This is a genomic window from Exiguobacterium oxidotolerans JCM 12280 (genome assembly GCF_000702625.1).
Taxonomy (GTDB): Bacteria; Bacillota; Bacilli; order Exiguobacteriales; family Exiguobacteriaceae; genus Exiguobacterium_A; species Exiguobacterium_A oxidotolerans.
Map to the genome: position 1 here is coordinate 2,889,460 of NZ_JNIS01000001.1, position 26,419 is coordinate 2,915,878.

Sequence of the window (26,419 nt, forward strand, 5' to 3'; positions counted from 1 at the left end):
TTTGGAGAGTTGCGCTTTTTTTTGTTTACGACTTCGCTATTTAAGTTGCAAAAGACGATGAAGGAGTGGAAGACAGTGAACAGAACAGTGTTAGTGACGGGAAGCAGTCGAGGACTTGGCGCGACGATTGCAAGAGTATTGGTGAACAAGGGGTTTAAAGTTGTGATTAATTATTATAAGAGCAAGGATGCGGCAGAGGAACTCGTAAATGAGCTTGGTGCAGAACATGCCATTGCCCTGTATGCGGATGTCACGAAGCGACAAGACGTCGAGACATTGATGCAGTCAGCGACAGCTCATTACGGACAAATCGATGTCGTGATCAATAATGCATTAGTCGATTTTAAGTTCGATCCACGCGCTCAAAAATCATTCATCGATTTGGAATGGGAAGATTATCAAAAACAGTTGGATGGCACGTTGAAAGCAGCGTTCCACGTCGTGCAAAGTGTTCTGCCGCAATTCATTGAACGAAATAGCGGCACCATCATCAGCATCGGCACGAATCTGTATCAAAACCCGGTAGTTCCCTATCACGAATATACGACGGCAAAAGCAGGATTGATCGGCTTTACGCGTAATCTTGCATCAGAGCTAGGACAGTACGGCATAAACGTGAATGTTGTCTCCGGCGGCTTGTTGAAAGTGACGGATGCCAGTGCTGTGACGACTGCTGAAGTATTCGAATTGATTGCTCAATCAACTCCGTTAAAAAGAGTGACGACGCCGGAAGAGGTGGCGCAAATGGTCGCCTTTTTAGCGTCAGAAGCCGCCTCTGGCATTACCGGTCAAAATCTAACCGTAGATGGCGGATTGACGATGAATTGATGTCAGCGTTCAGGAGAAAGGAGTCAGGGAACTAAAGATGACGAAAACGAAGCAGTTAAACGTCGGTGTTTTATTGTACGGTTGTGGGCATCATCAAGCGGCATGGTTAATGCCGGATTCTACGATTGAAGAGATCGGGGAGAGCGGTTATTATCAGCGATTGGCCCAACTAGCGGAAGCGGGTTGTTTGGATGCCGTATTTTTTGCTGACAATCAATCTTTTCCTGCTGCAAGCGCAACTGAACTACCGGCCTTTTGGCTCGATCCTTTAATCAATTTAACCGCTATTTCTCAAGTAACCCGGCATATCGGGTTAGTTTCAACGATATCGAGTACATTTTCGAATCCATATACAGCGGCGAGACAACTGCTAAGCCTTGATCACGTGACGAACGGACGTGTCGGCTGGAACCTGGTTACGTCGATGACGGACTGGGAAGCGTTAAACCATAGTATGGATGCGCTCCCTGCAAGGGACGAACGGTACCAAAAGGCGGATGAATTTGCGTCTGTAATGGAAAAATTATTTTTGTCCTGGGATCAAGCTGCTTTTCTTTCGAGTCGAACGGACAACCGGTTGATTGATTCTGATAAGATTCAACCGATCCATCATAGCGGGACCTACTTCAATGTAAAAGGTCCTTCGTCTACACCGCGTAGTCCTCAAGGGAAGCCGGTGGCGATGCAGGCGGGCGCATCTGCCCAAGGGATTGCACTTGCATCGAAGCACGCGGATGCCGTCTATTCGGTGTCGTGGAATGTAAAGCAAGCGAAAGCATTCCGAGAAAGTCTACAGAAGCAAATCAAAGAAAGTGAGTCACCGGAGCGGCAGATTAAAATCTTTCCGGGATTGGTTACATACGTCGGTCAAACCCGGGAAGAGGCGCTGGCGAAGAAAGCTGAACTGGATGAAAATTTACCGGTCGCGAACGCCTTGAAGCAACTGAGTTTCTTTTTGCAACAGGACTGTTCTGATTGGGATCTTGACAAAGCAGTGCCGTTCTTACCACCTGTCGATGCGTTTTCAGGACCTGTCGGACGCTATAAAACAATCCTTGAAATCATCGATGATACAAAGCCTACACTAAGAGAACTATTAGGTTATCTGGCAGCTGGTGGGGGACACCTGACACTGATAGGTACACCGGAAGAAATCGTCGATCAGATGGAGCTGTGGTTTGAAATGGGTATCGCAGACGGGTTCAATCTGATGCCGCCGTCACTCCCGTCAAGCTTAGAGGATTTTGTAGATCTGATCGTTCCTGAACTGCAAAAAAGAGGGTTGTTTAGAAAAGCCTATCAAGGGACTACGCTTCGGGAACATCTTGGTTTAGATCAGGTGGGGGAGTCGGACGTGAAAAATTTCGTAAACTAAGCGTTCCTGCCAATCGGAGTTCGGAGTCAGGGAAGTAGTCCGTTCGTCATGAACGGGCTACTTTTTGTATTTAATGCAGAAGATTCGTTTTCAAATCACCCGGAACAGGAATAACTATACAAACAATCTAGTCAAGGGGAGGCGCTTTTATGGAGCGGAGGCAACAGCGAAAGGAACGCTCGCATATGTTACGCAATATCTTGTTTGGTATAGGACTCGCCTGTATTGGTTTTCTCGTTCTGTTCGGCGTCATGACCGTCCTTGTCCAACAAATCGAGAAATCTGCCGATTACCAGGCGTTCGTGGAACTAATGCAGGACGCGGACGTCTCATGGACGACACTCGAATTGACCCTCGTGTTCCTTCTGTTTTTCATCAGCGGAATGGCTGTCACGTTGCCGGAAGCCGTCAAAGAAGGATTGACGAATCAACTGATTGGCGCAAATGACACGGGGAACATCTTATCGATTTTCGGAATCGATCTCAACCAAGTCTTGGAACCGCTATCCTTCCGCGCCGAATACGGCAGTCCCTTTTTATCGATTTTCGGAATCGGTCTATTCCTAATCTTATTCTTAGTTTTACGGATCGGCGCAACGCGTGTGACATGGACGATTCGAACAGTCAGCTTTTTAGCAGCAAGCTTCGTCTTGTTTGCATTTACGTTCAACACAGCACTCGGGATTGATGTGCTGACAATTGATCGAGCGACCGTCTGGAACGGAATCTTTATTTTACTCTTTTTGACCGGTCTGTTTTATCTCGCGTTTTATCCGCGGCAACTGTCCGGTATGTCAGCGGCTGCCCGTGCTGCGATCGTCATCCTGATGGTCGCAAGTAGTGCACAACTGTTCTTTACGGTGACGGATGAAGCGAAATATGAGGGGGACGCCTCGACCCGGACCTGGTTGACCGTGTCGAGTTTAAACGCAGGCAGTGACGGCTGGTATGATTTGATGCACGGCAGTCAAGTGACCTATAAGGCGAACGTCCTTGGGGCTAGATTAAATGTCCCGGTGACGTTTTTGAACGGTGAAACCGACGTGACGCGGTTGAAACAATCAATCGACGACGTCGTCAACCAAATCGACGGCGAGCGCGTCACGAATCAACTGTTGACCGTCATCGGTGGCGAACGGCCCGATTTATCGAATACGCGTTTGACGCTTGATGCAGTCGATTATGGGACGGCGCGAAATGTCGTCCTCGCGATGGACGCCCGGTCGGCTGGGCAAACGGCGGCCGCTGATCAAGTCGAACAAGACAAGCCGTTCCCGTTTTGGCTGTTCCTGATTGTCCCGTTCGTCGTCTATCTCCTTGTCAGCATCCGCGCCTTCAACAAATTATACGATCCCGTCCTGTTTGCCGTGACGACCGGCTTGATTAGCTGGTTCATCTGTTCGCTGACGGGGACATCGTTTGCACTCTTATGGCAGGACGATGCTCTCGTTCGATTCAGTCAAGAGACGGCGACGATGACGACGATTCTCTATGCGACGGTACTGGCACTGATTGCTGGTTTCATCGGTTACGCGATCAAACGACAGCATCATGGTGATAGATGAAGGGTAAAAACCGTTTCCCGTAAGTTCGGGGAGCGGTTTTCTTTTTTACAAGTAAATTTGTAAAGGTGCAAGGTTAATGTAAAGCCAGTTTGTGGAATTAGTTAAGAAGGTTAAATAAGACGGATGTCCGACCTATTCAAAGAGGCTATAAGCTACAATGAAAGCGTGTTAAATTAATTGAGCAGTCATTTATTTCTTAGGGGGAAACCAGATGAAACAGGCTACAAAAATTATTATCGCTACCACGTTGATCGCACCGATGTTAGCACCCGTCATCCAAGTCAAAACACTCGCAGCAGATGACAGTGTCGTCAAGCTACGTTTTCTAGAAACAACGGATTTACATACGAACTCGATGAACTACGATTACTTCAAAGACGCGCAAGATGAGTCAATCGGTCTCGTCAAAGCAGCGACCGTCATCAAACAGCAACAAAACGTCGTCGGCGAAACGAACAGCTTCCTGTTCGATAACGGGGACACACTCCAAGGCACGCCGTTCGGGGATTATGTCAAAAATCAGTACGATCAAGGCAACAAAGGCAAACACCCGATGTATGAATTAATGGAATACCTCGGATACGACGCGGTCACGCTCGGCAACCACGAGTTCAACTTCGGACTCGACTTCCTGAAGTCAGCGATGAGTGCTTCTAGCGGTTCGATTAAGTTCGTCAACTCGAACGTTCTCGACGCCGTGACGAAACAACCAATCGTCGCGGACTACAATGAAGACGGAAAAGACTATCAAATCATTGAACGGCAAGTGATGGATCAAAACAATCAACCGAAAACAATCAAAGTCGGCGTCTTCGGTGTCGTCACACCACAAATCATGGCGTGGGACGCGGGGAACTTAACCGGTAAAGTGACGGCGGAAGCCATCATCCCGGTCGCTAAAGCGACGGCGAAAAAACTAAAGGACGAGGGTGCAGACGTCGTCGTTGCGCTGGCCCACTCCGGAATCGGGGATACGATCGACCAAAAAGACGGCGATGAGAACGTCGGGTATGCGTTATCGAAACTGGCTGACATCGATGTCTTGATGACCGGTCACCAGCACGGAAAATTCCCGGCAGCTGACTCGGCATTCAATAAGTTACCGAACGTCGATGCGGAAAAAGGGCTGATCAACGGAAAACCGGTCGTCATGGCGAACACACAAGGGAAAAATGTCGGTGTCATCGATCTGCAATTGAAACAAGTCGACGGCAAGTGGACAGTCGATACGTCATCTGCGAAACTCGCTGACGTCACGAAAGAGACGGTCGCGGACGCCGGTGCGGTCAAACTGATCGAGAAGTCGCATCAAGGAACACTCGACTATATTCGTCAGGAAGTCGGAACGATCAACGACGATATCCAAAGTTTCTTTGCACTCGTCCAGGATGATGACTCGGTCCAGTTCGTCACGAACGCTCAAAAATGGTACGTCGAAAAACAGTTAAAAGACAATGCGGAACTCGCAAAATATAAAGATTTGCCACTCTTATCTGCCGGTGCACCATTCAAAACGGGCGGACGCAATCAAGTCAACGCAGCAGATTACACGTTGATTAAAAAAGGCCCGATCGCACTGAAGAACGTCGCCGATCTATATGTCTATCCGAACACGCTTGAAGTCGTCAAGGTGACGGGCAAAGACGTCAAGAACTGGCTCGAGATGTCTGCCGGTCAGTTTAATGAAGTATCAGGTGAACAAACCGATTTGTTGAATAAGGATTTCCGCAGCTACAACTTCGATATCCTCGACGGACTGACGTATGAAATCGACATTACGAAACCGGCGAAGTATGACTACAATGGCGACGTCGTCAACGCGGATGCGAGCCGTGTCCAAAACATCAAGTACGAAGGCAAGGAAATAACGGATGAGCAGGAATTCCTTGTTGCGACAAACAACTACCGTGCCGGCAGTGCATCGTTCCCGGGTCTTGGTGGCGGAAAAAACATCGTCTACAAGTCAGCGTACGAAACACGGAACGTCATCTCAGACTTCATCCAAGCCAAACAGCCGGTCGACTATAAGGCCGATGCGAACTGGTCGCTCGTAGCAAGTAAACCAATGACGGTCAACTTCGATTCAGCGGAAGCGGCAGCAGCATATACGAAACGTTACGAAGGTATCACGAATACAGGCGTGACACGTGCCGGTGAAACGGGAACGTTCCTGAAGTTCGAAATGAACGTGCCGATGAAAAACTTCAATGTTAACGTCGCAACCGTCAAACCAGGGGCGAAAGTCGTCACAGGAACATCTGTTGCTGGAGCGAAGATTACGGTCAAACTCGGATCAACAGTTCTCGGAACGGCGACTGCTGACGAAACAGGAAAGTATGCGGTAACGGTTCGTCCGGTCAAGCTCCGTGACAAGCTGACGGTCGTCTCGGAACTCGGATTCATGAAAAAATCAGCAACCGTCACAGTCGGAACAGGCTTCGTCGCGACACCGGCGATCGATAAAAAGTCGGCCGTCTACGGTTCGACGGTCTTGACGGGTAAAGCGACAGCAGGACTTGATGTCACGCTGTACAAAGGTTCAACGAAAATCGCCAAAGCGAAAACAACAGCGAGCGGCTTTAAGCTTCCTGTTAAAAACGGTCTGACGACAGGGACATACACAGTCAAGTCGACGGATATCTCACATAAAGTTACGAAAAAAGCATCATTCACGATTAAAAACACCTACCCGGTCAAAAAATGGACAGGTAAAAAGACGTTGACGGGCAAAGTCGAAAAACGTCAAATCGTCCGTCTGTTTGAAAAAACAAGTAGCGGCTATCGATTGATTGCTCAAGACGTCGCCGACAACCACGGCAACTACGTCCTGAAAATGCGGACGGGTCTTGCGACAGGTTCGTACAAGATGAATGTCTATACGGCATCTGATCGTCTCGATCAATCCCGTTACTTCATCACGAAAAAATAACTGAACGAAAACGACCTCGCACGTGTGAGGTCGTTTTGTTTTGCTTAAAGAACTGGCATACTTAAAGAACAGAGGAGAGGATTGTTATGAGACAAGTCATCGTTACACCGTATCAAAAGGCGTGGGCAGAACTGTTTGAAACGGAGGCGGCACAACTGCGGGCGATTTTCGGGCGACGGTTGCGCGGTATCCATCATATCGGCAGTACATCGGTCGCGGGACTGTCGGCAAAACCGATTATCGACATCTTACCAGTCGTCGATACGCTCGATGAGATCGAATCGTTCGATACGGCGATGGAAGCACTCGGTTACGAAGTCATGGGGGAGTTCGGCATGCCGGGACGACGTTACTACCGCAAGGGCGGCGATGCGCGGACGCATCACATCCATCTCTATGCGGACGGGAGTCCGGAAATCAGGCGACACATCGTCTTTCGCGATTACTTACGACAGCATCCGCAAGAAGCAATAGCTTACAGCGACATCAAGGAACAACTAGCGAAGCAGCATCCAGTCGATATCAGTGCCTACATCGCCGGTAAGGATGCGTTCGTCAAGGAAATGGAACACCGGGCGCTCGCGTGGTGGCCGCATGAATGAGTGGCAACAGGCGTTACAACGGCACGTCGCCGTTGGTGTCCGGACGACAAGCCGATTGATGGAAGTGATTCAACCGGACGATTGGCAGAAGCAACCGATTGCGGGGAAACGGTCCGTGTATGAAGTCGCCGCCCATCTTGCGGTACTACTCGAAGCAGATGTGCGGATTGCGACCGGCGCGACGGCAGAGGAGATGGCGCAGTTTTATGCGATCCCGGTGCCGACCGGTCAGCTTGTCGACCGCTTGGACCAGTCGTGGCAGTATTATCAAGACCGGCTGGCAGGTGGTTTTGCGACGGAACCGACCTACTGGGGCGTCAGAGACAGTTCGTCCGGCTGGTTGGTGGAAGCAGCTGTCCACTTGTATCATCACCGGTCACAATTATTTGATTACTTAAATCTGCTTGGGTACGACATCGAGCTGGCGTTATTTGAATAAGGGGGGATTAAAATGGAACGGATTGTTGAGACGATGGACGGACGGTTTGACACCCGCTTGACGGGAACGGGCGAAGTTACATTCATCCTCGATCACGGGATGATGTCGAACCACCACCAGTGGGGCTGGTTACGCGGCGAGTTATTGCAGCTCGGACGCGTCTTTGAATATTCACGGCTCGGGTACGGCAAGTCCTCGCGCGGCAAAACGAAACGATTTTTTAGTCAGCAGGCGGCTGAACTCGGACGCGTCCTGGATGTACTCGCAATCGACGGACCGTTTCTGTTCATCGGTCATTCGCTCGGGGCCTATATCTCGCTCGAACTCGGGCACCGTCGTCCGGACGAGACGGTTGGCATCGTCTTGCTCGATCCGTCACATCCGGAAGTCGATGTTGAACTACCGGACTGGTATGAGCGGATGCAGGAAAAGTGGAACCGTTTTTTGTATGTCCTCAGTCATATCCGTCCTCTCGCCTGGTTGATTCCGGACAATCTTGGGGCGCGGATGTTCAAAAGCCTTCCGGAAGCGGACCGTGTCCCCCTGTGGCGACAGTTGAGCCGGACGCAGCACTGGCGGGGCACGCTTGACGAGTGGGACACCGTCGCACACAACAATCAGCAGATTCTACAGCTCGTCCCGCATGTGACGCCGCCGGTTCTTGTATTATCAGCTTCCGATTGGGCGGGCGGGATGCCTGAAAAATGGCTGAACAAAGATTTGACGAAACGGATCAATGCGGCTCATGAACGGTTTGCCGGTAGTTTGCCGGATGCGAGATTCCATCTGATTGCGAATACGAACCATTACACGATTGCCGGTTTTTCAAAAGAGGCTGCTGAAAGAATCGTCCAGTTGATCCGGACGACGTTTTTTGAATGAACGGACCGTCGTTGTCGTGACGTTTTTAATTTTTCGGGACTTGACAGTCTAAAGCGGAATCGTTACTATTTAAAACGTAATCATTACGATTTATAAAGGGGACGATTTACATGTCACGCATTCCGATCACGGTCCTGTCCGGTTATCTCGGTGCAGGAAAAACAACAGTCTTGAATCATTTATTACATAATCGGGCAGGGCGGAAGCTCGCCATCATCGTCAACGACATGAGTGAAGTCAATATCGATGCAGCATTGATTGAAAAAGCTGGCTTTTCACGGACGGAGGAGTCGTTCGTGACGTTATCGAACGGTTGCATCTGTTGTACGCTTCGTGATGATCTATTAGTTGAAGTCCGTCGCCTCGTCGACCAAGGCGATCTGGATGGCATCGTCATCGAATCAAGCGGGATCTCGGAACCGATTCCGGTTGCCCAAACGTTTACGTACGTCGACGAAGACAGCCAAATCGATTTGACGGACGCGACGAAAATCAATGCGATGGTGACGGTCATCGACGGGTACAGTTTCCTAAAAGATTTTGAGTCCGGCGAATCACTAATTGAACGGCAACAGGCAGTTGATGAACAGGACGTCCGGGAAGTCGTTGACTTGCTCGTCGACCAGGTCGAGTTTGCGGATATCCTTCTCTTGAACAAGGTGGACCGACTGACGGCGGAAGAACGTATCGAAGTCATCCGTTATTTGAAGGCGCTGAACCCGGTGGCAAAACTGATTGAGACGACCTACGGACAAGTCGACCCGGCAGCAATTCTTGACGTCGATTTATTTGATTTTGAGCAGGCGGCAGGAAGTGCCGGTTGGATCCGTGAGCTCAATGCCGAGGAACATGTCCCGGAGACGGAAGAATACGGGATTCAATCCTTTGTCTATCGGCGGGAGGTCCCGTTTCATCCGGAGCGCCTGCTTGCGTTGATTGAGACGTGGCCGGAAACAATCGTCCGTGCGAAAGGATTTTTGTTCCTCGCGACACGACCGGAAGTGGCACTCTTGTTTCATCAGGCAGGATACGCATCGAACATGGAATACGCCGGACGGTTTGAGACTGTGAATGACCGGCGGACGGAACTCGTCCTGATCGGGATCGGTTTGGATCAAAAGCGGCTTGAAGCACAATTCGATGCCTGCCTCGTTCAGCGAGATGAAACTGATTGGGCCTCGCTCGCCGATCCGCTTCCGGGTTGCGCGATGTACGATGAAGTTTTTTAAATTCAGGTCAACTTTTGAAGAAATCACATCTGTGGTTTCTTTTTTTGCTATATTTTTAAAGGGAACAGGGAAATGACGATAAGAGAGTATGTTTCATAGAGGGGGAAGTAAAGTGCGCAATCGGGTTTTACAGTTCGCGCTCGTGTTTTTAGTCGCTGGAGGTATCATTTGGACATTGTATCAGTTGGATTACCTCTATTTTGTATTAACGATTTCCGCGGTCGTCGTGCCGCTCGCCGTCATCATGATCATCTTCATCGAAAATCGGACGGCAGAATCGACGATCGCCTGGTTTCTAGTCTTAATCTTTTTACCGATTCTCGGGGTCATCATCTGGATGATGTTCGGTCGGAACCCGCGTCGCCGTCGTCGGAACCGCCGGTCGCATGATGAGCGGATGTTACTCAAACAAGCGACTCGCCCGGTCCGGTCGCTTGCCGTCAGTGAATTGCCGGCAAATCACCTGAAGCTCGCCAACACGATTCGAAACTTCGGCGGCGGCGGGGTCGATGTCCATACGGCAAGTAACATTTTGACGAACGGAACGGAGACGTTCCCGGCGATTCTTGAGGCGATCCGGAGTGCGAAGCATCACGTCCACATCCAGTATTACATCTATCGCAACGATGAGACGGGGAAGGCGATTCGTGAAGCATTGATTGAACGGCTTGAAGCCGGGGTCGAAGTCCGCTTCATGTACGACGGGCTCGGCAGTTATATGCTCGGAGAAGGGTTTTTACGTCCGCTCCGTGACGCCGGAGCAAAAATCGCCGCGTATGATCCGATTTCGAGTCCCTTATTCATCTTCACGGCGAACTTCCGGAATCACCGGAAAATCGTCGTTATCGACGGCAAAGTCGGCTTTACCGGTGGATTGAACGTCGGCGACGAGTACGATGGTAAAAACAAGAAATTTGGATTTTGGCGCGATACGCACCTTCGACTCGAAGGGCGTGCCGTCAAGGAGTTGCAGGCGACGTTTTTGGATGACTGGATTTATGCGCATCTTGAAGGGACGGATACATGGGAGACGTTCGGTGGCGGGGACGGATTAGCACGCTACTTTCCGAAACACGACGCTGAGACGGACGGGGCGGTGCAAATCGTCACGAGTGGACCGACGTCAAAAGATCCGGCGATCCGTAATGCCTTGATCGCAGCAATCATCTCTGCCCAGCGCTCGATTTGGATTGCGACACCCTATTTAATTCCGGACAATGAAACGATGACATTGCTCCGCCTTGCGGCACGGGCCGGGCTCGACGTCCGGATTTTGACGCCGGGACGAGGGGACAGCTTCACGTCGTATTACGGGACACGGTCTTATTTCGGACCATTGCTCAAAGACGGAGTGAAAATTTATACGTATAACCGTCACTTCATCCATGCGAAAATCGTGTTGATTGATGGCAAGATCGGCGTCGTCGGGACGGCGAACATGGATATTCGCAGTTTCGTCCTCAACTACGAAATCATGGCGTTTCTCTATGATACGGAAAGTGCATCGAAGCTTGAGCGGGACTTCATCGATGACTTCGAAGTTTCGATTCAGTTGTCGTCCAATGATTATGTCAAGCGGTCACTTCGTTTCCGTCTATTCGAATCATTCTCGCGGCTGATTTCACCTTTATTATAAGAAGTAGAGTCCGTAGTTCCGTCGATAATGCATTGGCGGGACTACTTTTTTTGAATAATGGATTAGTTGGAACTTGAAACGGGAACAAACAGTTTTATACACTTAGGGTGTACATCGGTTGCACTACTTACTTTTTGGAAGGAAGTGAAAAGGACGATTTCGTCCTGATCCCGTATGCGAACAATTGACGAATCCCATTTCTATACGCGAGACATGAAACCACTGGCACGACCGGAAGCGATCATTCAAGGTGATCATTACCGCTTCACGATTTTGACGAGTCGGATGATTCGGATGGAGTATGCGGAGGATGGTCGCTTTGAGGACCGGCCGACGCAAACGGTCTGGAATCGCGATTTTCCTGTTCCGTCATTCCGAATTGTCGAAGACGATACGGAATTGCAAATCATCACGGAACATGTGCACCTCCACTATACGAAAGGTCCGTTCGCTGAGAACACGTTATATGTCGACGTGCTCGGGAACTTCAGTACGTACTACAGCCGCTATACATTCGGCGGACCGCTCCGGACGCTTAAAGGGACGGCGCGGACACTCGACCATGCGGACGGGGAGATTCCGCTTGAAGAAGGAATCATCTCCCGCCAAGGGTACGCGGCGATTGACGACTCGGCTTCGTTCGTCCTGACAGAAGATCATTTCGTCGAACCGCGTCAAGCCGGGGCAAAAGATATTTATTACTTCGGTTATGGTCATGACTATAAACAAGCGTTGAAGGACTTCTATCATTTAACAGGACCGACGCCGATGTTGCCGCGTCAAGTTCTCGGAAACTGGTGGAGCCGTTACTGGCGCTATAACGAAAAAGAATACAAAGACTTGATGACACGTTTCAAAAAAGAGGACGTCCCGTTTTCCGTCAGCGTCATCGACATGGATTGGCACGTGACCGACATTCCGGAAAAATACGGGAGCGGTTGGACCGGCTATACGTGGAACCGCGACTTGTTCCCCGATCCGCGAGGCTTCCTGAAATGGTTGAAGGATGATGACCGGATGGTGACACTCAATTTACACCCGGCAGACGGTGTTCGCGGTTTTGAAGAGGCTTATGAAGCGATGGCAGTCGCGATGGGACTTGATCCGGATACGGAAGACCGAATTCCGTTCGATTTTTCGGACAAGACGTTCATCGAAAACTACTTCACGAAACTGCATCACCCGCATGAGGCGGACGGCGTCGACTTTTGGTGGATCGATTGGCAACAGGGAGCAAACTCGAAGATTAAAGGGCTCGACCCGCTCTGGATGCTCAATCATTACCATGCGCTTGATATCGCCCGTGACGGCAATCGTCCGTTAATCTTCTCACGCTACGCAGGACCCGGCAGTCACCGTTATCCAGTTGGTTTCTCTGGTGATACGATCATCTCCTGGGCATCACTCAAGTTCCAGCCGTACTTCACGGCGACGGCGTCGAACATCGGTTACGGCTGGTGGAGTCACGATATCGGCGGACACCAGCGCGGTGAAAAAGATGATGAATTATCGACGCGCTGGCTCCAATATGGCGTCTTCAGTCCGATCATGCGTTTGCACAGTACGATGAGCATCTTTAACGGGAAGGAACCGTGGCGGTATTCGGTCGAGGCGGAACAAGTCATGAAACGGTATTTACGGTTGCGTCATCAACTCGTCCCGTATATCTACACGATGAATGCCCGCAATCATTTTGACGGATTGCCGCTCGTCTCACCGATGTATTATGAGCATCCGGAAGACGAACTTGCTTATGCCGTCCCGAACCAGTATTATTTCGGAACGGAAATGATGGTCGCACCGATCGTCGAACCGATGAATCAGAAATTACACGTCGCGGCGACGACGGCGTGGTTGCCGGACGGGGAATGGTTCGATTTCTTCTCCGGTCACCGTTATACAGGCGGGAAACAAATGCGTCTGTTCCGAAAGCTTGATGAACAGGCGGTTCTCGCGAAAGCAGGCGCGATCATTCCACTCGGTCGACACGTCGAGCACTCGAACGCCTTGCATAATCCGGAACATCTCGATGTCCACGTATTCCCTGGCGCCTCGAACCAATTTACGCTGTTTGAGGATGACAGTGTCGGTGTCGCCCACCGGGACGGGGAAAATGTCGAGACATCGTTCGAACTTGACTGGGTCGCCCGGACGATGACGATCGCAGCACCAATCGGAAAACAGGAACTGTTGCCTGAAAAACGGGTCATCACCGTGATTTTACGTGGTGTCAACGAAGGGTATGTCGTCCGTGACGGGGAAACGTTACCGGGCGAATATGATCCGAAAAAACAATCGTTGACGGTGTCGCTCGGTGAAGTGACAGAAACGGTCACGTTATCGCTCCAAGTCGAAATGTCAACGAACGATAACCGGATGGAACGCTTATATGAGTTCCTCGATCAGGCGGAAATCGGCTATGACTTGAAGGACCGTCTCTATCGTCTGTTGACGCAGCGTCTTGAGCCGATCAACTTGATGCATCAGCTCCAGGCACTGGATCTTGAAAAGGATCTCGTCGACTGTTTACTTGAATTGATGCTGTACTGACGCGAAAATCAACGGCAGGGTGAGTAGTATTCACATCATCGTAGCAACTTTTCTCAAGTGAGTCATAAGCCTGTATGTATGGATTTTTCGAAATCCGTGCATACAGGCTTTTTTTGTCTTGGTTGGGGCGGTGTCTCACTTTATAATGGCTATAGTAGCTAATACGACCTGCTCTTTAAAATGTTATAGCCATAAATAAGTTTGATTTAAATCATTATAATGGTTAAATACATTTAAATGGGTTAAGGTTAAAAAAACATCTTAAAGGAGACATGATCATGTTAAATTCAGATTTAGATATTCGTTTAGAACCGCGCATTCAAGAATTATATCGATTACATAAGGAACGCTCTGCACATATCGACTGGAGCTATCACGAATTCATTCCTTGGGACAAGGCGATGTCATTTAAACGGGTTCCTTGGGAGGAAAGTCAAGTCACGCTTCCGGAAGGTGTCATCGTTGCGGTGGAAACGGCCTTACTGACAGAAGTGAATTTACCTTGGTACACGTCGCATTTGGATTACACCTTTAAAAACTCGATGGAGGTCATCAATGATTTCGTCCGTACGTGGACGGCGGAGGAAGATCAGCATTCGAGCTTACTCGAAACGTATTTACTCGTGACACGAAACGTCAACCCGACCCGGTTGCATCAATTAAGAAGACGCGTCGTTGAAAGTGGTTGGTTCCCGGACTTTACGAATCCTTTAGCGACAATGGCGTATACGTCATTGCAGGAACTTGCGACGCTCGTTTTCTATAACAACGTCGCAAGAGTGGCAGGGCCGCATGACAAAGACTTGGCGACGCTGCTTCGCCGTTTGGCGAAAGACGAAGCCCTTCATTATGCGTTCTATCGCGACACGGTGAAAGCGCACCTGGAACTCGATCCGAACTTCATCGTGTTCTTTGAAGATGTCATCATTAACTTCTCGATGCCAGGTGCCGTCATGCCGGACTTTACCGAGCGTATGAAAACCATCGCCGTCGATACGAATTACGGACCACTCCAATACTTCGACCAAGTATTAGATGTCGTCGTGAAATACTGGGATATCGAGAACTTGGAACCGACGAGTGAAGAGGCCAAACAATCTCAGGCGAACATCATGAAATATCATGGACGTCTAAAACGAATCAAAGAACGCCAATTAGGAAAAAGTAAGCAAGATGTCTGAAAAGGGGAGCGGAATGAACATGACGTGCGAAATATGTGGAAAAGAAACGAATAACCAAGTCAGTTATCTGGAACTGGAGACGTGGGAATTTAAATCTTTGAAGACAGATGAAAAAGACTTTCATGCGGTTTGTTACAGCTGTTTTGATAAGCATACGAACCAGTTCATCGATCAAGAAATGGATCTTGAATTGAGAAAAAAACGTTCGCAGATGGTGAATAAAGAAGTCGAAGCAGAAATCGAAGCTATTCTTGAAGTCGAAGTCGAAAAGTGATTCGAACCGCTTTACCGATGAGACAAGACAGCATCCAGACGTAAATGCTTGAATCGTCCTAAAAAAAGGTGTTCTCCCGTGTGTATGATTCGGGAAGAACACCTTTTTGTTGACGTATTATTTACGCCGCAGTTTTTTCGCTTTTTGTTGCATCTCACGATACGTAATCATCGGACTGTCGTCGACGGTCAGACGCAAGTGGTTCGGTTCGCCTTTAGACGTGATGCCGGAGCAGTATAATATGTCGGCATATTCGTTGAATAAATCTTCGAATGCAGGCAAGTGGTGCATCAAGCGACCGGGGGAGCCCCATCCGCATAAGACAACACCATTTTTGGCGCGGACTTGCTGTAACGTCTGTTCGACGAATTGGTAGTTGATTTCGTCATAGCTCGCCTGGGCGAACGGTAAATCTTCACTGACGAGTAAATCAGGCATCAAGCTGATGATATCGTATTGTTTGACGGGAGCACTGACGTGTTTCTTCATCAAGTTATACGCCCGTTGTGTCGTCGTCCCGGACAAGAAGGCGTCCGTCGTCCGCGGTGTATAAATCATCGCGGCGACGTGCGTTCCTTCCTCGATGTCGTCGAAGATGTAGCTTCGCAAATAACGTTTCGTCTTGTCTGCATCAAATGTCGTCTTGACGCGGATTGACGATTCCTCGATCTGAAGTGATGAAAGATCGGGTTGTGTCATGGTGGTGCCTCCTTTAATTGAGTAAACGTGAGCTGACGCGAAGAAGTAGGGCGAGTGTCTTTTGTTTGAAGTCGAGGTCGTTCGCATCAATCGTCTCGACTTGCTGTTGGTAGTTATCATATTGTGCGAGGACGTCGACGACATATTGTTCACTGCGATTGTATTCAAACAGTGCGGACTCGAGCGTCTGGCGTTCAGATGTTTTCGTGACGTCATGCTGGTTGAGGTACTTTGCTGCCGTATGGGCGCTATCCGTCAGGTTCGTCGGATCGGCTTTGCCGTCCTGGTCAGCATCGACCCCAAGACCGCCATACTTTTCAATTGCTTCCGGATCCGTCAAATCAATCCCGTCGTGCTCGATGTCACCAAGCGACGTACCACCTTCATATCCCCAACCGACCCATGTTTTCGGCATGAATTGGAATGGACCGATGGCGCCGACGGACGACTGCATCGCGGAAGAGTTCGAAAAAATCGTCTCGACCCGATGGATTGCTGCTAACAGCTTCCAATCGATTTCATAACGGTCACCGGCTTGTTCGTAGATGTCGATGTTCTCGGCAGGGACGCCGTATTGCCCGTAATAGGTACGATACAATTCATTTTGGACACGTTCCCGATTCTGCCAGTAGACGAAGCTGCCGGCGATGAGGACGAACAGTACGAACAAGATGCTAACTCGTAAAAACTTTCGCATAATGTTCTCTCCTCTTTCGATGATTCCACTGAATGGTATCACATTTTCAAGGGGGCTAGTAGCTATTTCTTTGCTAGGCGGTTGGTGGTAAAGGATTTAGCCGTTTTTGTGCCAATTTGTGTCCATTCGGTTAAAAAAAGCAAGACGCGGGGAATGTTGTTAATTACTGACATCGTCAACAGCGGAAAAGTTTGTTAGACTAAACGTCAGACGCAGACATCGTTCAGTTTCATTAGTTTGTCACTTGCACGAAAGGTCAATCGGCTTGTAGAATAAGAGAGTAAACGCTTACACATCAAAGGAGATGGACGAAACCATGCGAACGATCACTTCCACTGGCGAACGAAAGAAAACGAGTTGGATTTTGAACATCGGTAGTCAGCCTAAGTTAAAGACGGACGGAGTGATTGAAACGTCGATGGATCATGAGCGACGCATCCTCTTTCAGCAATGGTCGATTCCGACGACGGAGACGTTAATTTTTCGGTTTAAGCAACAATTCCCGAACCATCTCTGCGAGAACGGGTATGATGTGTATGGAGCGGCTGCTTTTGATGAGCAGGTCGTAGAACTGATTTCGAATTGGTTCATCGAACTCGTCACGGTCTTGACGGCGATTCAACGGACAAAAGGGATTCATCATGTTCATATTAAAGGCGGCGTCGCGAAACGTACGGACTTTTTACCGACGATTCGCAGAACGTGTCGGGCCCTCGAGTCGACGCTCGACATCACTTAATTTCAAAATGCCGCTACCTCGAAGCAAGCGTTCGACGGTAGCGGCATTTTTTTGTTTCGGAAAATCGGTTTCATTTAATAGGTATTTCGTGCGTGAGAGTCGAAAGAAGTTACGTACGCGAATCGAGATTCTTCTCGACGGAGCGGCAGGCACGGAGTAACGCGTCCTTGAAGAAGCGATCTTCCTGTGAAGCCAGTTGGCGTGTCGCATCTTCGTCGCCACGCAGTGACTTGCCGAGCATTTGGATGACCTTGACCCAGCGGCGGACATGGTCGAGTTGTGGACGGCCCATTGCGACATAGACTGTGAACCAGTCATTTTGATCGCGGCGGATCATCCGTTGGAATAAGGATTTCGCTAAATCGATTTCTTCCGTCGAAGGCAGTTCGTTCGTTTCGAAAAACTGACGTAAGCCCCGGATGGCCGTCACATATGCCGCGAGGACTTCAGCCGACGGTTGGTGTTTTCCGTAGTCGGAAGTCGACAAGTGGATCAAGGCCGGTTTTTTCTCGATGCCCGTCACCCAAGCTGCTATCGTTTTACTGCCTTTGAGCGCTTGACGGTTCGCGACGGGAAGTTTTGCCGTGACTTGTCCGACTTTCCCGATGACGGTCACTTTACTGTTGCGTTCCTGAATCTCCGTGACCTTCATCTCGACGGTGTCACCCATCTCGAACGGGATTGCTTTCGGTTGGAGCTTCTCACCGGCAGAGAGGGGTGAGCGTTTACGAATCATCCGTAACGCTTCTTGCTCCATCCGGTCGTCGAGCGACCATAAGTGTTCCGGAGGGACGTTACGGAAACGGCGGCGCCGCACCTTGATATATTGATCAAGCGACTCCGCTGCTTGTTGACGGGTCGCGTCACCGGTCGCGACCGGTCCGATGATGTCTCGGAGCGTGATCGACTCGAGTCGTTCCATAATTCCTTCGAATGGAATCAGTTCCATTACATAGAGACTACAGACGACGAGTTCGCATTCGCGAGGGGTAAGAGGGCGTTTGGCCATAAATTGACTTCCTTTCCAGCTGGTTGATAACACTAGTATACCAAAAAAAAGTCATCATCACCTCAATCGGTGATGATGACAACTGGTACGTGTTAGAGGACGTAGGCGGATTCCGAGCTGTTTTGCAGTTCGGCTTCACGCAGTTTGATGATGCCGTTATAAAACGGGTCGTGTGCGACCATCAAGTTGCCGAGGGCTTTGACCTCAGCGACCGTCGTGTCTGCTTTCGCACCGGATAACCGAAGGCGAAACGGTTTGTTCGTCGATGTGTCGAACGTCAATAAAATGGTATGTTCCATGAGAATCCTCCTTTAAGATTAGGCGTTGAGTAGAGCGTAGTCACGACTGATTTCACTGTGTGTGTATGTTCCTGTGATCATTGCGCCGATGGCTTGACCGATTGCAGCGACAGCTTCAGGTGCTAAGTCTGGACGGAGTCCGTTGAAGCGACGACGGGCGATGAGGGCATCTCCGTTCGGTGAAACTTTATCCGCTCGTTCGAAGACGACGACGAGACTCGTTTTGATTTCTTCCGCTTGTGTCATGTGTATCACCTCCTTCGCCCCTATTAACAGGATGCGAAGAGATATTGTTCGAAAGGAAGTGAAAAAAAGGATGATTTGGTTTCGATTTTTACGAAAGATGTCCTTTTTAAAGATGCGGACGTTAGGCTATGCGTCGTTTTTCTTTGTATTCGGCGTCGCCTTACTGATGTATCTCGTCGAACCGGAGACATTCGGCTCGTATTTCCGTGCTGTCTACTGGACGATGACGACCGTCGTCACGGTCGGATACGGTGATTTCTTCCCGAATACGGATTTCGGGCGGATGATGACGATTTTTGTGTTCATTTTCGGGATTGGGATCGTCGGGAGTTTGATTTCGAAGCTCGTCGACGGAGTCCAAGTGATCCGTGATCAAAAAGAGAGAGGGTTGTTGCAAGTGAAAGAGTCAGGCCATACGATTGTCTTCGGCTACAGCCGCCGGTCGAAACATGTCATCGAAGAACTGCTCGAAACGACAGATGTCATCCTCGTCGATGATTTGGAGCGGGAACCGTTCAGTCATGAACGGTTCCACTATGTCAACGGGGACCCGGCACTCGCTTCGACGTTACAACGGGCGAACGTCAAACAGGCAGCGCGTGCAATCGTCCTCGCTGATCATTCAATGCCACCGGCGCTGGCGGACGGTCGGACGCTGCTGATTGCTTCGAGTATCGAACGCGCGAATTCAGACATCTATACAATCGTCGAGATGATGCTCGAAGAACATCTCGACAGCTTTGAACAAATCAAGGTCGACGAAGTCATTCTCGGGGACGAAACGATTTCCCGGATGGCGATTCTCGCTTCCCACCACCCGGGCGTGACGAAAGTCGTGACGAACTTATTGACGAAACACGGGGACGGGATGTTCTCGATTCCGGTGCGGCCGGAGTGGACGACGTACCGGGAAGCGTTCCATGCGATGCTCGAAGAAGGCGTGACGATTTTGTCCGACGGAAAACGACTCGACCTGAACCGCCGGCTCGACGAAACGATTCCGCCCGGCTCATTGTTGATCGTATTATGTGGAGAAGAAACAGCTAAACGGATTGGTGCTTTTTAAAAAAGAAGATTACGTTTATTTCTTTTCGGGTATAGTAAATAAATTTACTATGTAGAGGAGAACTTATTATGACGAACGAACAACCAGAATGGATTCAGGAATTATTTGAGACTGTCGATCAAGGAGATTTGAAAGATGTCCCGAAATTACTTTATATGGCGCTAACATTAGAACCAAGTTATTTCACGAAAGCAGTCAGCCGACTCAACCAGCGGCTGGAAGTCGAAACGCTTCAGGACGTATCCGAGCTGTTGACGGTGTATCGTCAATTCTTCATCTCGGCGAACCCGTCGGAAGAATATTGGACGATCGCCTGGAATGAATTGATTCAAACGATGCACCACTTCATCGACCGGACGGAAGCACAACAACTCTTTAAAGAGCACGTCGATTTAATCGACTGGTGGTCAAGTGAATCGTTGTTATCGTTACCGAGCTGGTTGACGGTCCTCGATTTAGCGGAACGTATTGATGCGCTCGACCAATTCAGCAGCTACTTGCCGGACATCTTTGAAAGTTACGCTCTTGAGACTGCGAAAGATGAGCCGTTTGCGCGGCTTGCCTGGTATGCCCTCGCAAGTCAACAACAAGCGTTGCTTGAGCCACACCGGGCGCGAATCGCCGAGTCGGAAGCGACTGAAATCCGCTCGCTCCAAAAGTCTGATTTACTCGATCAAATTGATACGACGCGCGTCCATGTGTTAAAGTCGAAGAACAACGAACCGATTGAATTGATGTTTGATCGAAAATGGACATTATAAAATAATGAACAGCAAGTCACATCGAGAAACTACACGAATTTAATCCAAGGGGTGTAGTGATGATACACGTCAATGTACCGAGCGGTGACTACATCGTTCTAGTTGAAATCAATCGCGAAGTATTACTTTGTCAGACGTTAGAAGACGCGGATCAAGCTCAGCGCGACCGCTATGAACTGGTCGGGAGAATGAGTGAACGCCTTCCGGCAGAAGTAATCGGTCCCTCGATTGCGGATTTCGTCAGATTTTCAACGGGTTTCATTGGCGAATCTGTAATATGGCACGAGGACGAAGAAGCGTTTTTTTGTCAGCAGTTTGAGACATTTGACGGTTCTCCGCTCGGAGAAGACTTGACGGGGATTGACGCCGCGCGCTGGCGCGTCGTCCTGGCACGGTACTATGCGTATGTCACGATTGGGAAAATCACTTCATTTGAAGTCAGCGAAGAATCAGGTGGCACTGTTCCTTTTTAAGTCCGTTGAATCAGCAAATCAATCAAATCGGCGTGTGTTAACAGAAGGGCAGGGTCTATATGAAAAAGCAACTTGTATCACTCACTGTCGCGCTTGCGGTCGGTCTACCGACGACGGCATTCGCTAGTTCCCAATATGTCCAGTACGATCCGACGTTCACTGACCAACAAAAACAAACCTGGTTAAAAGACCAGGGCCTAAAAGAAGTACGTCCGCTGAAACAGGACGGATTTTCGCTCGTCGAGCCACTCGCACATCTTGATGAGGATGAAATTGAGACAGATTTAATTCCAGTAACAGAGGTCGAAAAGGCCGTTGATTCCGCACAACTGCAACAAACATATCTTGATCAATCTAGAGTCCCTACTTACTGGAAGTACAGTCATGGGAAATCAGATATCCGCGTTGCGATCATTGATGACGCGATCGATACGAAACACTCGGAATTCAAGAACGTCATCTATAAGACGACGACGATTTCCGGAATCCGTAAACCGGATGACCACGGGACGCATGTCGCCGGTATCGTCGCAGCTGCAGAAGACGGAAAAGGCATCGTCGGTGTCGCTTCCGGCGTCAAGTTGATTGGCGCGGATGTTTTTGACGGCGATTTCGCCAGTTCGATTGATATCGGTGACGGGATTTTGTACGCAATCGCGCAAGGCGCAGACGTCATCAATCTGTCTCTCGGTCAATACGAATTCGATCCATATATGGAAGCAGCGCTGAAAAAAGCAGAAGCGAAAAATATTATTGTTGTTGGTGCAGCTGGAAACGATGGACGCAATAAATTACTTTTCCCGGCATCAATGACCTCTGTAATATCAGTTGGATCGGTTGGGGCGCTTGGTCGAGCGTCATCGTTCTCGAACTACGGACGTGGACTGAACATCATGGCACCGGGGGAAGGGGTCTACTCGACAATCGTCGGGAATAAATATGGCTACCTTGATGGGACATCGATGGCGACGCCGATCGTCAGTGGCGTCATAGCGCTCGCAAAATCAAAAAATCCATTTGTTTCAAATAATGCACTTCGGAACAAACTTTATGCAGCGGCAACCAAAAAATCAGGGGATACGTCACTTCATTACGGGAATGGCCGGTTGAATGCAGGTGTTTTGGCAAAAATCCCTGCTCCTATTTCAAAAATTTCAATACCGTCTGTCGTGAAGCCTAATCAAACATTTTCTTTTTATTTTAATGAATATTCAAATGCAAAAACCAGAACGCGTTTATATAAAAATGGCACTGTAGTTAAAACGTTTACCGATAAAAAATTACTGAATGGTTTGTATAAGTTTTCCTACAAGCTAAAGGACAAAGGGACGTATAAACTCGTCTTCACGACGTCTGCCGGCCGCCATACACGAACGGTCGAACGTGTCCTGACGGTCAAATAATCAAATAAAAAAGCCAATTCCTCATGTGAGGAACTGGCTCGAAGAAAAGACTCAAAGATCTTGCTTTGGGTCTTTTCCTTTTTTATAAACGGGAGTCGGCACGGTGAGCGTCTCACCTGTCCACTCGATTTTCGCTTCCATTTTATACCCGGTATCATCCTCATGGACAAACGAGAGGCGTCCCGAATCAATTAGTTGATACAAACCGAATTCAACCTGTTCCGCCCATGAGCGTAATGTCATCGCTTCATCATAGAGTGGAATTTGTTGCGGGAATCGTTCGTTCATCAAAAGAATATCGTGTTGGTCGAAATGATAGCTTCGTTTTGATAGCGCATCCGGCTGTTTCACATTAAATGGTTCGAATGCGTGGATGAGTTCTCCTTTACGATAAAAGGCAAAGATGCCGTTGCGGAGATGCAGCGCCTTGATTTCATCGATTTCGATCAAGAACGTCAGCTTCCGGACGGTACGCTGGTTCGTACCAGAGCGTCGTTTTTTCATAGTACATGCCCCCTTCTGAACCATTGTACTATACCGCGAAATCACGTGAAAACGCAACTTTTTCGATTGTCCTTTTTGAAAATAAACCTTGCGGGAAACAGGGGAGTGCGCTACACTGTTAAGCAGTGACTATGTTGGTTCGGACAATTGCGGGGCACTCCGGTGCTTTGAGGAAAGTCCATGCTCGCACAACCTGCGATGGTTGTAGTGATCGTGCTACACGAAAAGATAAGTGTAGGCAGCGTCGTGCTGACGGCAGAAGGAACGCCTAAGTCTTCGGATACGGCCGAAACTTCTTGAAGGTGCCACAGTGACGGAGCCTTACTGGAAACAGTAAGGGTGGAACGAGGTAAACCCCACGAGCGAGAAACCCAAATTTGGTAGGGGAATTTCCGGAGCGGAACTGAACGCGAAGGAGAGCGTATGTAAATACGGAGATAGATGATTGTCGCCCACGTGTGAGGGTCAAACCGTTTGCAACACTAGGGAACAGAACATGGCTTACAGGACCACATAGGCTGTTATTTTTACTTTGAACGAGAGTCCAGGTCCAACTGGGCTCTTTTTTTATTGAGTTGAACTTGGAAATTTTAAAAACAGGTAGGAGCGTGAACAATCATGGCAAAACGTTTAGTCATCGCGACGGCGGCAATGGGCATCGAGGCATTGGTCGCAAAAGAAGTCCGCGATTTAGGATATGAGTGTACGGTCGAGGACGGAAAAGTATACATCGACTGTGAGATGGAGGACATTCCCCGTCTCAACCTCTGGTTACGGACAGCGGATCGTGTCAAACTCGTCGTTGCGGAATTTAAGGCGACATCATTCGAAAAATTATTTGATCAAGTCAAGGACCTGCCGTGGAGCGAGTTGCTCCCGTGGGAAGCGAACTACGTCGTCAACGGCCGCTCGGTCAAATCGAAGTTGTTCTCGATTCGTGACTGCCAGAAAATCACAGAAAAAGCGATCGTCTCGCACATGCAGGAAGCGTACAACAAAGGCGACGAGTGGCTGCCGAAAACGGGAGCGAGCTTCCCGATTGAAGTTGCGCTCTTAAAAGACATCGCGACGCTGACGATCGATACGTCAGGCGATGCTCTCCATAAACGCGGCTACCGCGAGTTCCACTCGGCGGCACCACTGAAAGAGACGATGGCAGCGGCAATGCTGATGTTGACGAACTGGAAGCCGGACATGCCGCTCTATGACGTCTTTACGGGATCAGGAACGCTTGCCATCGAAGCGGCAATGATCGGACGCAATATCGCACCCGGGATCAACCGTGAGTTCGTCTCGCAGGAATGGGCAGCGATTCCGAAAAAAGCCTGGTTCGACGCGATCAAGGAAGCAAACGAAAAAGCCGAGTGGGACAAACCGCTCAAAATCTATGCCAACGATACGGATCCGGAGATGGTCAAGCTGGCGAAACAAAACGCTGAGCTCGCTGACGTCCGTGACGCAATCAACGTCATGCAACGCGACGCCGCTGACTTCAAGCCGAAGGAAGACTTTGGTGTCATCATCGGGAACCCGCCGTACGGGGAACGTTTGGAAGATGCTCGTGAAGTCCATCAGCTGTACCGGAAGATCGGCAATGCGTTCCGTGAATTCCCGTACTATAGTGTCTACATGATCACGTCGTACGTCGAGTTCGAAAAAGCATTCGGTCGTCCGGCGACGAAACGCCGTAAGCTCTATAACGGGAACATTGAAGTTCAGTTTTATCAATACTACGGATTGCGTCGGAAACGTCCGCAAGCGTAACTTGAAGAAACCGCTCATATGAATGGGCGGTTTCTTTGTGTCTCCTGAATGATAACAGTAATGTCGTTTTAATTAATTTAAAACTTTAAGATATGAAAATCTCTGTATATCATCATTAAACTTTCTTTTTGAATCTGTTTCTTGTATTTGAATATACCAACGCCAAAATAATGAGAGTTGAAAGTAAAATAACGCCAATAACAAATAAAAATTGCTTTTTTAATATCTCACTCAGTGCAAATAATAATAAACTGAAGCTAATACCAAACATAACTTTCCCCATGAATTTACACAAGGCTACTTCATCATATTTGGACTTTTCACTGTCAGACATTGTATTATAACCTGCAAGTAATGATGCTCCTTTTCCTTTTGATAGGAAGATAGCGAAAATTAAAAAAGGAACCAGGAGAATAAGATTAACAATTGCTCCATTCACAATAAATACCTCCTTTATATATTTTTAGTATATACACTGTAAGGAAGAGTTGCTAAATGAAGAGTATAGTCAAGTTAATTAAATTTCCAAAAGGTTTAGGGTAAGCGATTGGAAAATACGAAAAAGAGAATTAAATTTTCTTTTTTGCCAGAGGAGTTTATGAAGTGATGCGAAAAAAATTGAGTTAAAAGCATATTCGTATCACGATTGAAGTCACGAGTGGTCTCGACCATCTCATAAGTTTCTTTTTTATTCAAAATAATTATTCTTGACACAATTTGTTAATTTACAATAGACAGCATTAAGTAATAATTAAAGCCGTCAAATCGACGGCTGAGATGTTACCATTCAAATCCTTCTTCACTGTAAGATCCATCCGAATTGAAGAAGCGTTCTTCTGCTTTACCGCTTGATGTATTCGTATAGATGACGTATACATCAAGTTGATCGTACTTATCCGCCATTTTTTTAGCAGCTTTACGAGCATTGGCCTCATTCGTAAACGTTTCCGTCATAGTTGCTTTTTGATGGTTCTCTACACCATGTTCCTCATAACCTTCTACTGACCAGACTTTTTTTGATGACATAATAACCAACATCCTTTCATTGCAGAGCGAGTTGTGTAATGCTTTGCTGTTTATCATTATGCTTGGTTTCATTAAAGTTAGTCAAATCATCATCCTTGCTTGTATAGAGAATAGCATCCAGTAGGGACTTCAGATTGAAGACGAAAAACGATTGTTCTCTTACACGAGAAGAATCGTTTTTTAGCTTTGCTTAATTTAGGTGCTCGCTTACATTTTTGTAATCATCAGAAATATCAAATCATA

26 protein-coding genes and 1 other RNA gene are annotated in these 26,419 nt (G+C 48.6%); 19 read left to right on the top strand and 8 right to left on the bottom strand.

The features are described 5' to 3' along the window. The first annotated feature begins 57 nt into the window (after positions 1-57). From P403_RS0114735 to P403_RS0114790, 12 genes are all read left to right on the top strand, one after another. Complete coding sequence (locus tag P403_RS0114735) at positions 58-828, top strand: 3-oxoacyl-ACP reductase (RefSeq protein ID WP_420805696.1); 771 nt, start codon at positions 58-60, stop codon at positions 826-828. A gap of 37 nt (positions 829-865) precedes the next feature. Continuing rightward, a complete protein-coding gene (locus P403_RS0114740) occupies positions 866-2,203 on the top strand; it encodes an LLM class flavin-dependent oxidoreductase (protein ID WP_029333460.1) in 1,338 nt (445 codons plus the stop codon). Between the two features lie 149 nt (positions 2,204-2,352). After that, entirely contained in the window at positions 2,353-3,768 is a 1,416-nt protein-coding gene (locus P403_RS0114745) for a hypothetical protein (RefSeq protein WP_029333461.1), read from the top strand. Between the two features lie 211 nt (positions 3,769-3,979). Then, complete coding sequence (locus P403_RS0114750) at positions 3,980-6,697, top strand: bifunctional 2',3'-cyclic-nucleotide 2'-phosphodiesterase/3'-nucleotidase (RefSeq protein ID WP_029333462.1); 2,718 nt, start codon at positions 3,980-3,982, stop codon at positions 6,695-6,697. Positions 6,698-6,783: 86 nt separating this feature from the next. Continuing rightward, positions 6,784-7,299 (top strand): GrpB family protein, encoded by a 516-nt coding sequence (locus P403_RS0114755; protein WP_029333463.1) that lies wholly within the window; start codon positions 6,784-6,786, stop codon positions 7,297-7,299. Further along, a complete protein-coding gene (locus P403_RS0114760) occupies positions 7,292-7,738 on the top strand; it encodes a DinB family protein (RefSeq protein WP_029333464.1) in 447 nt (148 codons plus the stop codon). The genes P403_RS0114755 and P403_RS0114760 overlap by 8 nt, the downstream gene beginning before the upstream one ends. A 12-nt stretch (positions 7,739-7,750) precedes the next feature. Further along, positions 7,751-8,620 carry an alpha/beta fold hydrolase gene (locus tag P403_RS0114765; RefSeq protein ID WP_029333465.1) on the top strand — a complete coding sequence of 290 codons (870 nt, stop codon included), beginning with the start codon at positions 7,751-7,753 and terminating at the stop codon, positions 8,618-8,620. A 110-nt stretch (positions 8,621-8,730) separates the two neighbouring features. Continuing rightward, positions 8,731-9,849, top strand: coding sequence for a GTP-binding protein (locus P403_RS0114770; RefSeq protein WP_029333466.1), 1,119 nt, complete (start codon positions 8,731-8,733; stop codon positions 9,847-9,849). 112 nt (positions 9,850-9,961) lie between these two features. After that, a complete protein-coding gene (locus P403_RS0114775; protein WP_029333467.1) occupies positions 9,962-11,485 on the top strand; it encodes a cardiolipin synthase in 1,524 nt (507 codons plus the stop codon). Positions 11,486-11,698: 213 nt separating this feature from the next. Next, complete coding sequence (locus P403_RS0114780; RefSeq protein ID WP_235195229.1) at positions 11,699-14,035, top strand: glycoside hydrolase family 31 protein; 2,337 nt, start codon at positions 11,699-11,701, stop codon at positions 14,033-14,035. 278 nt (positions 14,036-14,313) lie between these two features. Next, entirely contained in the window at positions 14,314-15,216 is a 903-nt protein-coding gene (locus tag P403_RS0114785; protein WP_029333469.1) for an acyl-ACP desaturase, read from the top strand. A gap of 13 nt (positions 15,217-15,229) precedes the next feature. After that, a complete protein-coding gene (locus tag P403_RS0114790) occupies positions 15,230-15,490 on the top strand; it encodes a hypothetical protein (protein WP_029333470.1) in 261 nt (86 codons plus the stop codon). Positions 15,491-15,607: 117 nt separating this feature from the next. Here P403_RS0114790 and P403_RS0114795 read toward each other — a convergent pair whose 3' ends face one another. Both P403_RS0114795 and P403_RS0114800 read right to left on the bottom strand, forming a co-directional pair. Next, on the bottom strand, positions 15,608-16,189 hold the full coding sequence (locus P403_RS0114795; protein ID WP_029333471.1) for a DUF1643 domain-containing protein: 582 nt from the start codon (positions 16,187-16,189) through the stop codon (positions 15,608-15,610). Positions 16,190-16,202: 13 nt separating this feature from the next. Beyond that, positions 16,203-16,886 carry a lytic transglycosylase domain-containing protein gene (locus P403_RS0114800; protein WP_029333472.1) on the bottom strand — a complete coding sequence of 228 codons (684 nt, stop codon included), beginning with the start codon at positions 16,884-16,886 and terminating at the stop codon, positions 16,203-16,205. Positions 16,887-17,202: 316 nt separating this feature from the next. On the opposite strand from P403_RS0114800, the gene P403_RS0114805 reads away from it, so the two are divergent. After that, positions 17,203-17,625: a hypothetical protein gene (locus tag P403_RS0114805; RefSeq protein ID WP_029333473.1), complete on the top strand. Its 423-nt coding sequence runs from the start codon at positions 17,203-17,205 to the stop codon at positions 17,623-17,625. Positions 17,626-17,734: 109 nt separating this feature from the next. On the opposite strand, the gene P403_RS0114810 is transcribed toward P403_RS0114805, so the two are convergent. The 3 genes from P403_RS0114810 to P403_RS0114820 form a co-directional block, all read right to left on the bottom strand. Then, a complete protein-coding gene (locus tag P403_RS0114810; RefSeq protein WP_029333474.1) occupies positions 17,735-18,634 on the bottom strand; it encodes a hypothetical protein in 900 nt (299 codons plus the stop codon). Positions 18,635-18,726: 92 nt separating this feature from the next. Continuing rightward, positions 18,727-18,933 carry a DUF2922 domain-containing protein gene (locus P403_RS0114815; RefSeq protein ID WP_029333475.1) on the bottom strand — a complete coding sequence of 69 codons (207 nt, stop codon included), beginning with the start codon at positions 18,931-18,933 and terminating at the stop codon, positions 18,727-18,729. 18 nt (positions 18,934-18,951) lie between these two features. Beyond that, positions 18,952-19,179, bottom strand: coding sequence for a DUF1659 domain-containing protein (locus P403_RS0114820; protein ID WP_029333476.1), 228 nt, complete (start codon positions 19,177-19,179; stop codon positions 18,952-18,954). Positions 19,180-19,249: 70 nt separating this feature from the next. Here P403_RS0114820 and P403_RS0114825 point away from each other — a divergent pair, with 70 nt between their 5' ends. From P403_RS0114825 to P403_RS0114840, 4 genes are all read left to right on the top strand, one after another. Beyond that, positions 19,250-20,245 (top strand): potassium channel family protein, encoded by a 996-nt coding sequence (locus tag P403_RS0114825; RefSeq protein WP_235195230.1) that lies wholly within the window; start codon positions 19,250-19,252, stop codon positions 20,243-20,245. Between the two features lie 68 nt (positions 20,246-20,313). Continuing rightward, positions 20,314-21,006 (top strand): hypothetical protein, encoded by a 693-nt coding sequence (locus P403_RS0114830; protein ID WP_029333478.1) that lies wholly within the window; start codon positions 20,314-20,316, stop codon positions 21,004-21,006. Positions 21,007-21,065: 59 nt separating this feature from the next. Then, a complete protein-coding gene (locus P403_RS0114835; protein WP_029333479.1) occupies positions 21,066-21,479 on the top strand; it encodes a hypothetical protein in 414 nt (137 codons plus the stop codon). 59 nt (positions 21,480-21,538) lie between these two features. After that, on the top strand, positions 21,539-22,882 hold the full coding sequence (locus tag P403_RS0114840; protein ID WP_029333480.1) for a S8 family peptidase: 1,344 nt from the start codon (positions 21,539-21,541) through the stop codon (positions 22,880-22,882). A 51-nt stretch (positions 22,883-22,933) separates the two neighbouring features. On the opposite strand, the gene P403_RS0114845 is transcribed toward P403_RS0114840, so the two are convergent. Further along, the gene (locus P403_RS0114845; protein ID WP_235195231.1) at positions 22,934-23,386 is read right to left on the bottom strand and encodes a hypothetical protein; all 453 of its coding nucleotides are present in this window, start codon (positions 23,384-23,386) and stop codon (positions 22,934-22,936) included. 135 nt (positions 23,387-23,521) lie between these two features. Between P403_RS0114845 and rnpB the strand changes: the two genes are divergently transcribed. Further along, positions 23,522-23,895: RNase P RNA component class B (gene rnpB / locus P403_RS16470), an RNA gene on the top strand. Positions 23,896-24,004: 109 nt separating this feature from the next. Further along, entirely contained in the window at positions 24,005-25,150 is a 1,146-nt protein-coding gene (locus P403_RS0114850) for a THUMP domain-containing class I SAM-dependent RNA methyltransferase (protein ID WP_029333482.1), read from the top strand. A 115-nt stretch (positions 25,151-25,265) separates the two neighbouring features. Here P403_RS0114850 and P403_RS0114855 read toward each other — a convergent pair whose 3' ends face one another. Together P403_RS0114855 and P403_RS0114860 are read right to left on the bottom strand one after the other, a co-directional pair. Beyond that, the gene (locus P403_RS0114855; RefSeq protein WP_029333483.1) at positions 25,266-25,589 is read right to left on the bottom strand and encodes a DUF3784 domain-containing protein; all 324 of its coding nucleotides are present in this window, start codon (positions 25,587-25,589) and stop codon (positions 25,266-25,268) included. A 341-nt stretch (positions 25,590-25,930) separates the two neighbouring features. Further along, on the bottom strand, positions 25,931-26,176 hold the full coding sequence (locus P403_RS0114860) for a hypothetical protein (RefSeq protein WP_029333484.1): 246 nt from the start codon (positions 26,174-26,176) through the stop codon (positions 25,931-25,933). Positions 26,177-26,419: the final 243 nt, after the last annotated feature.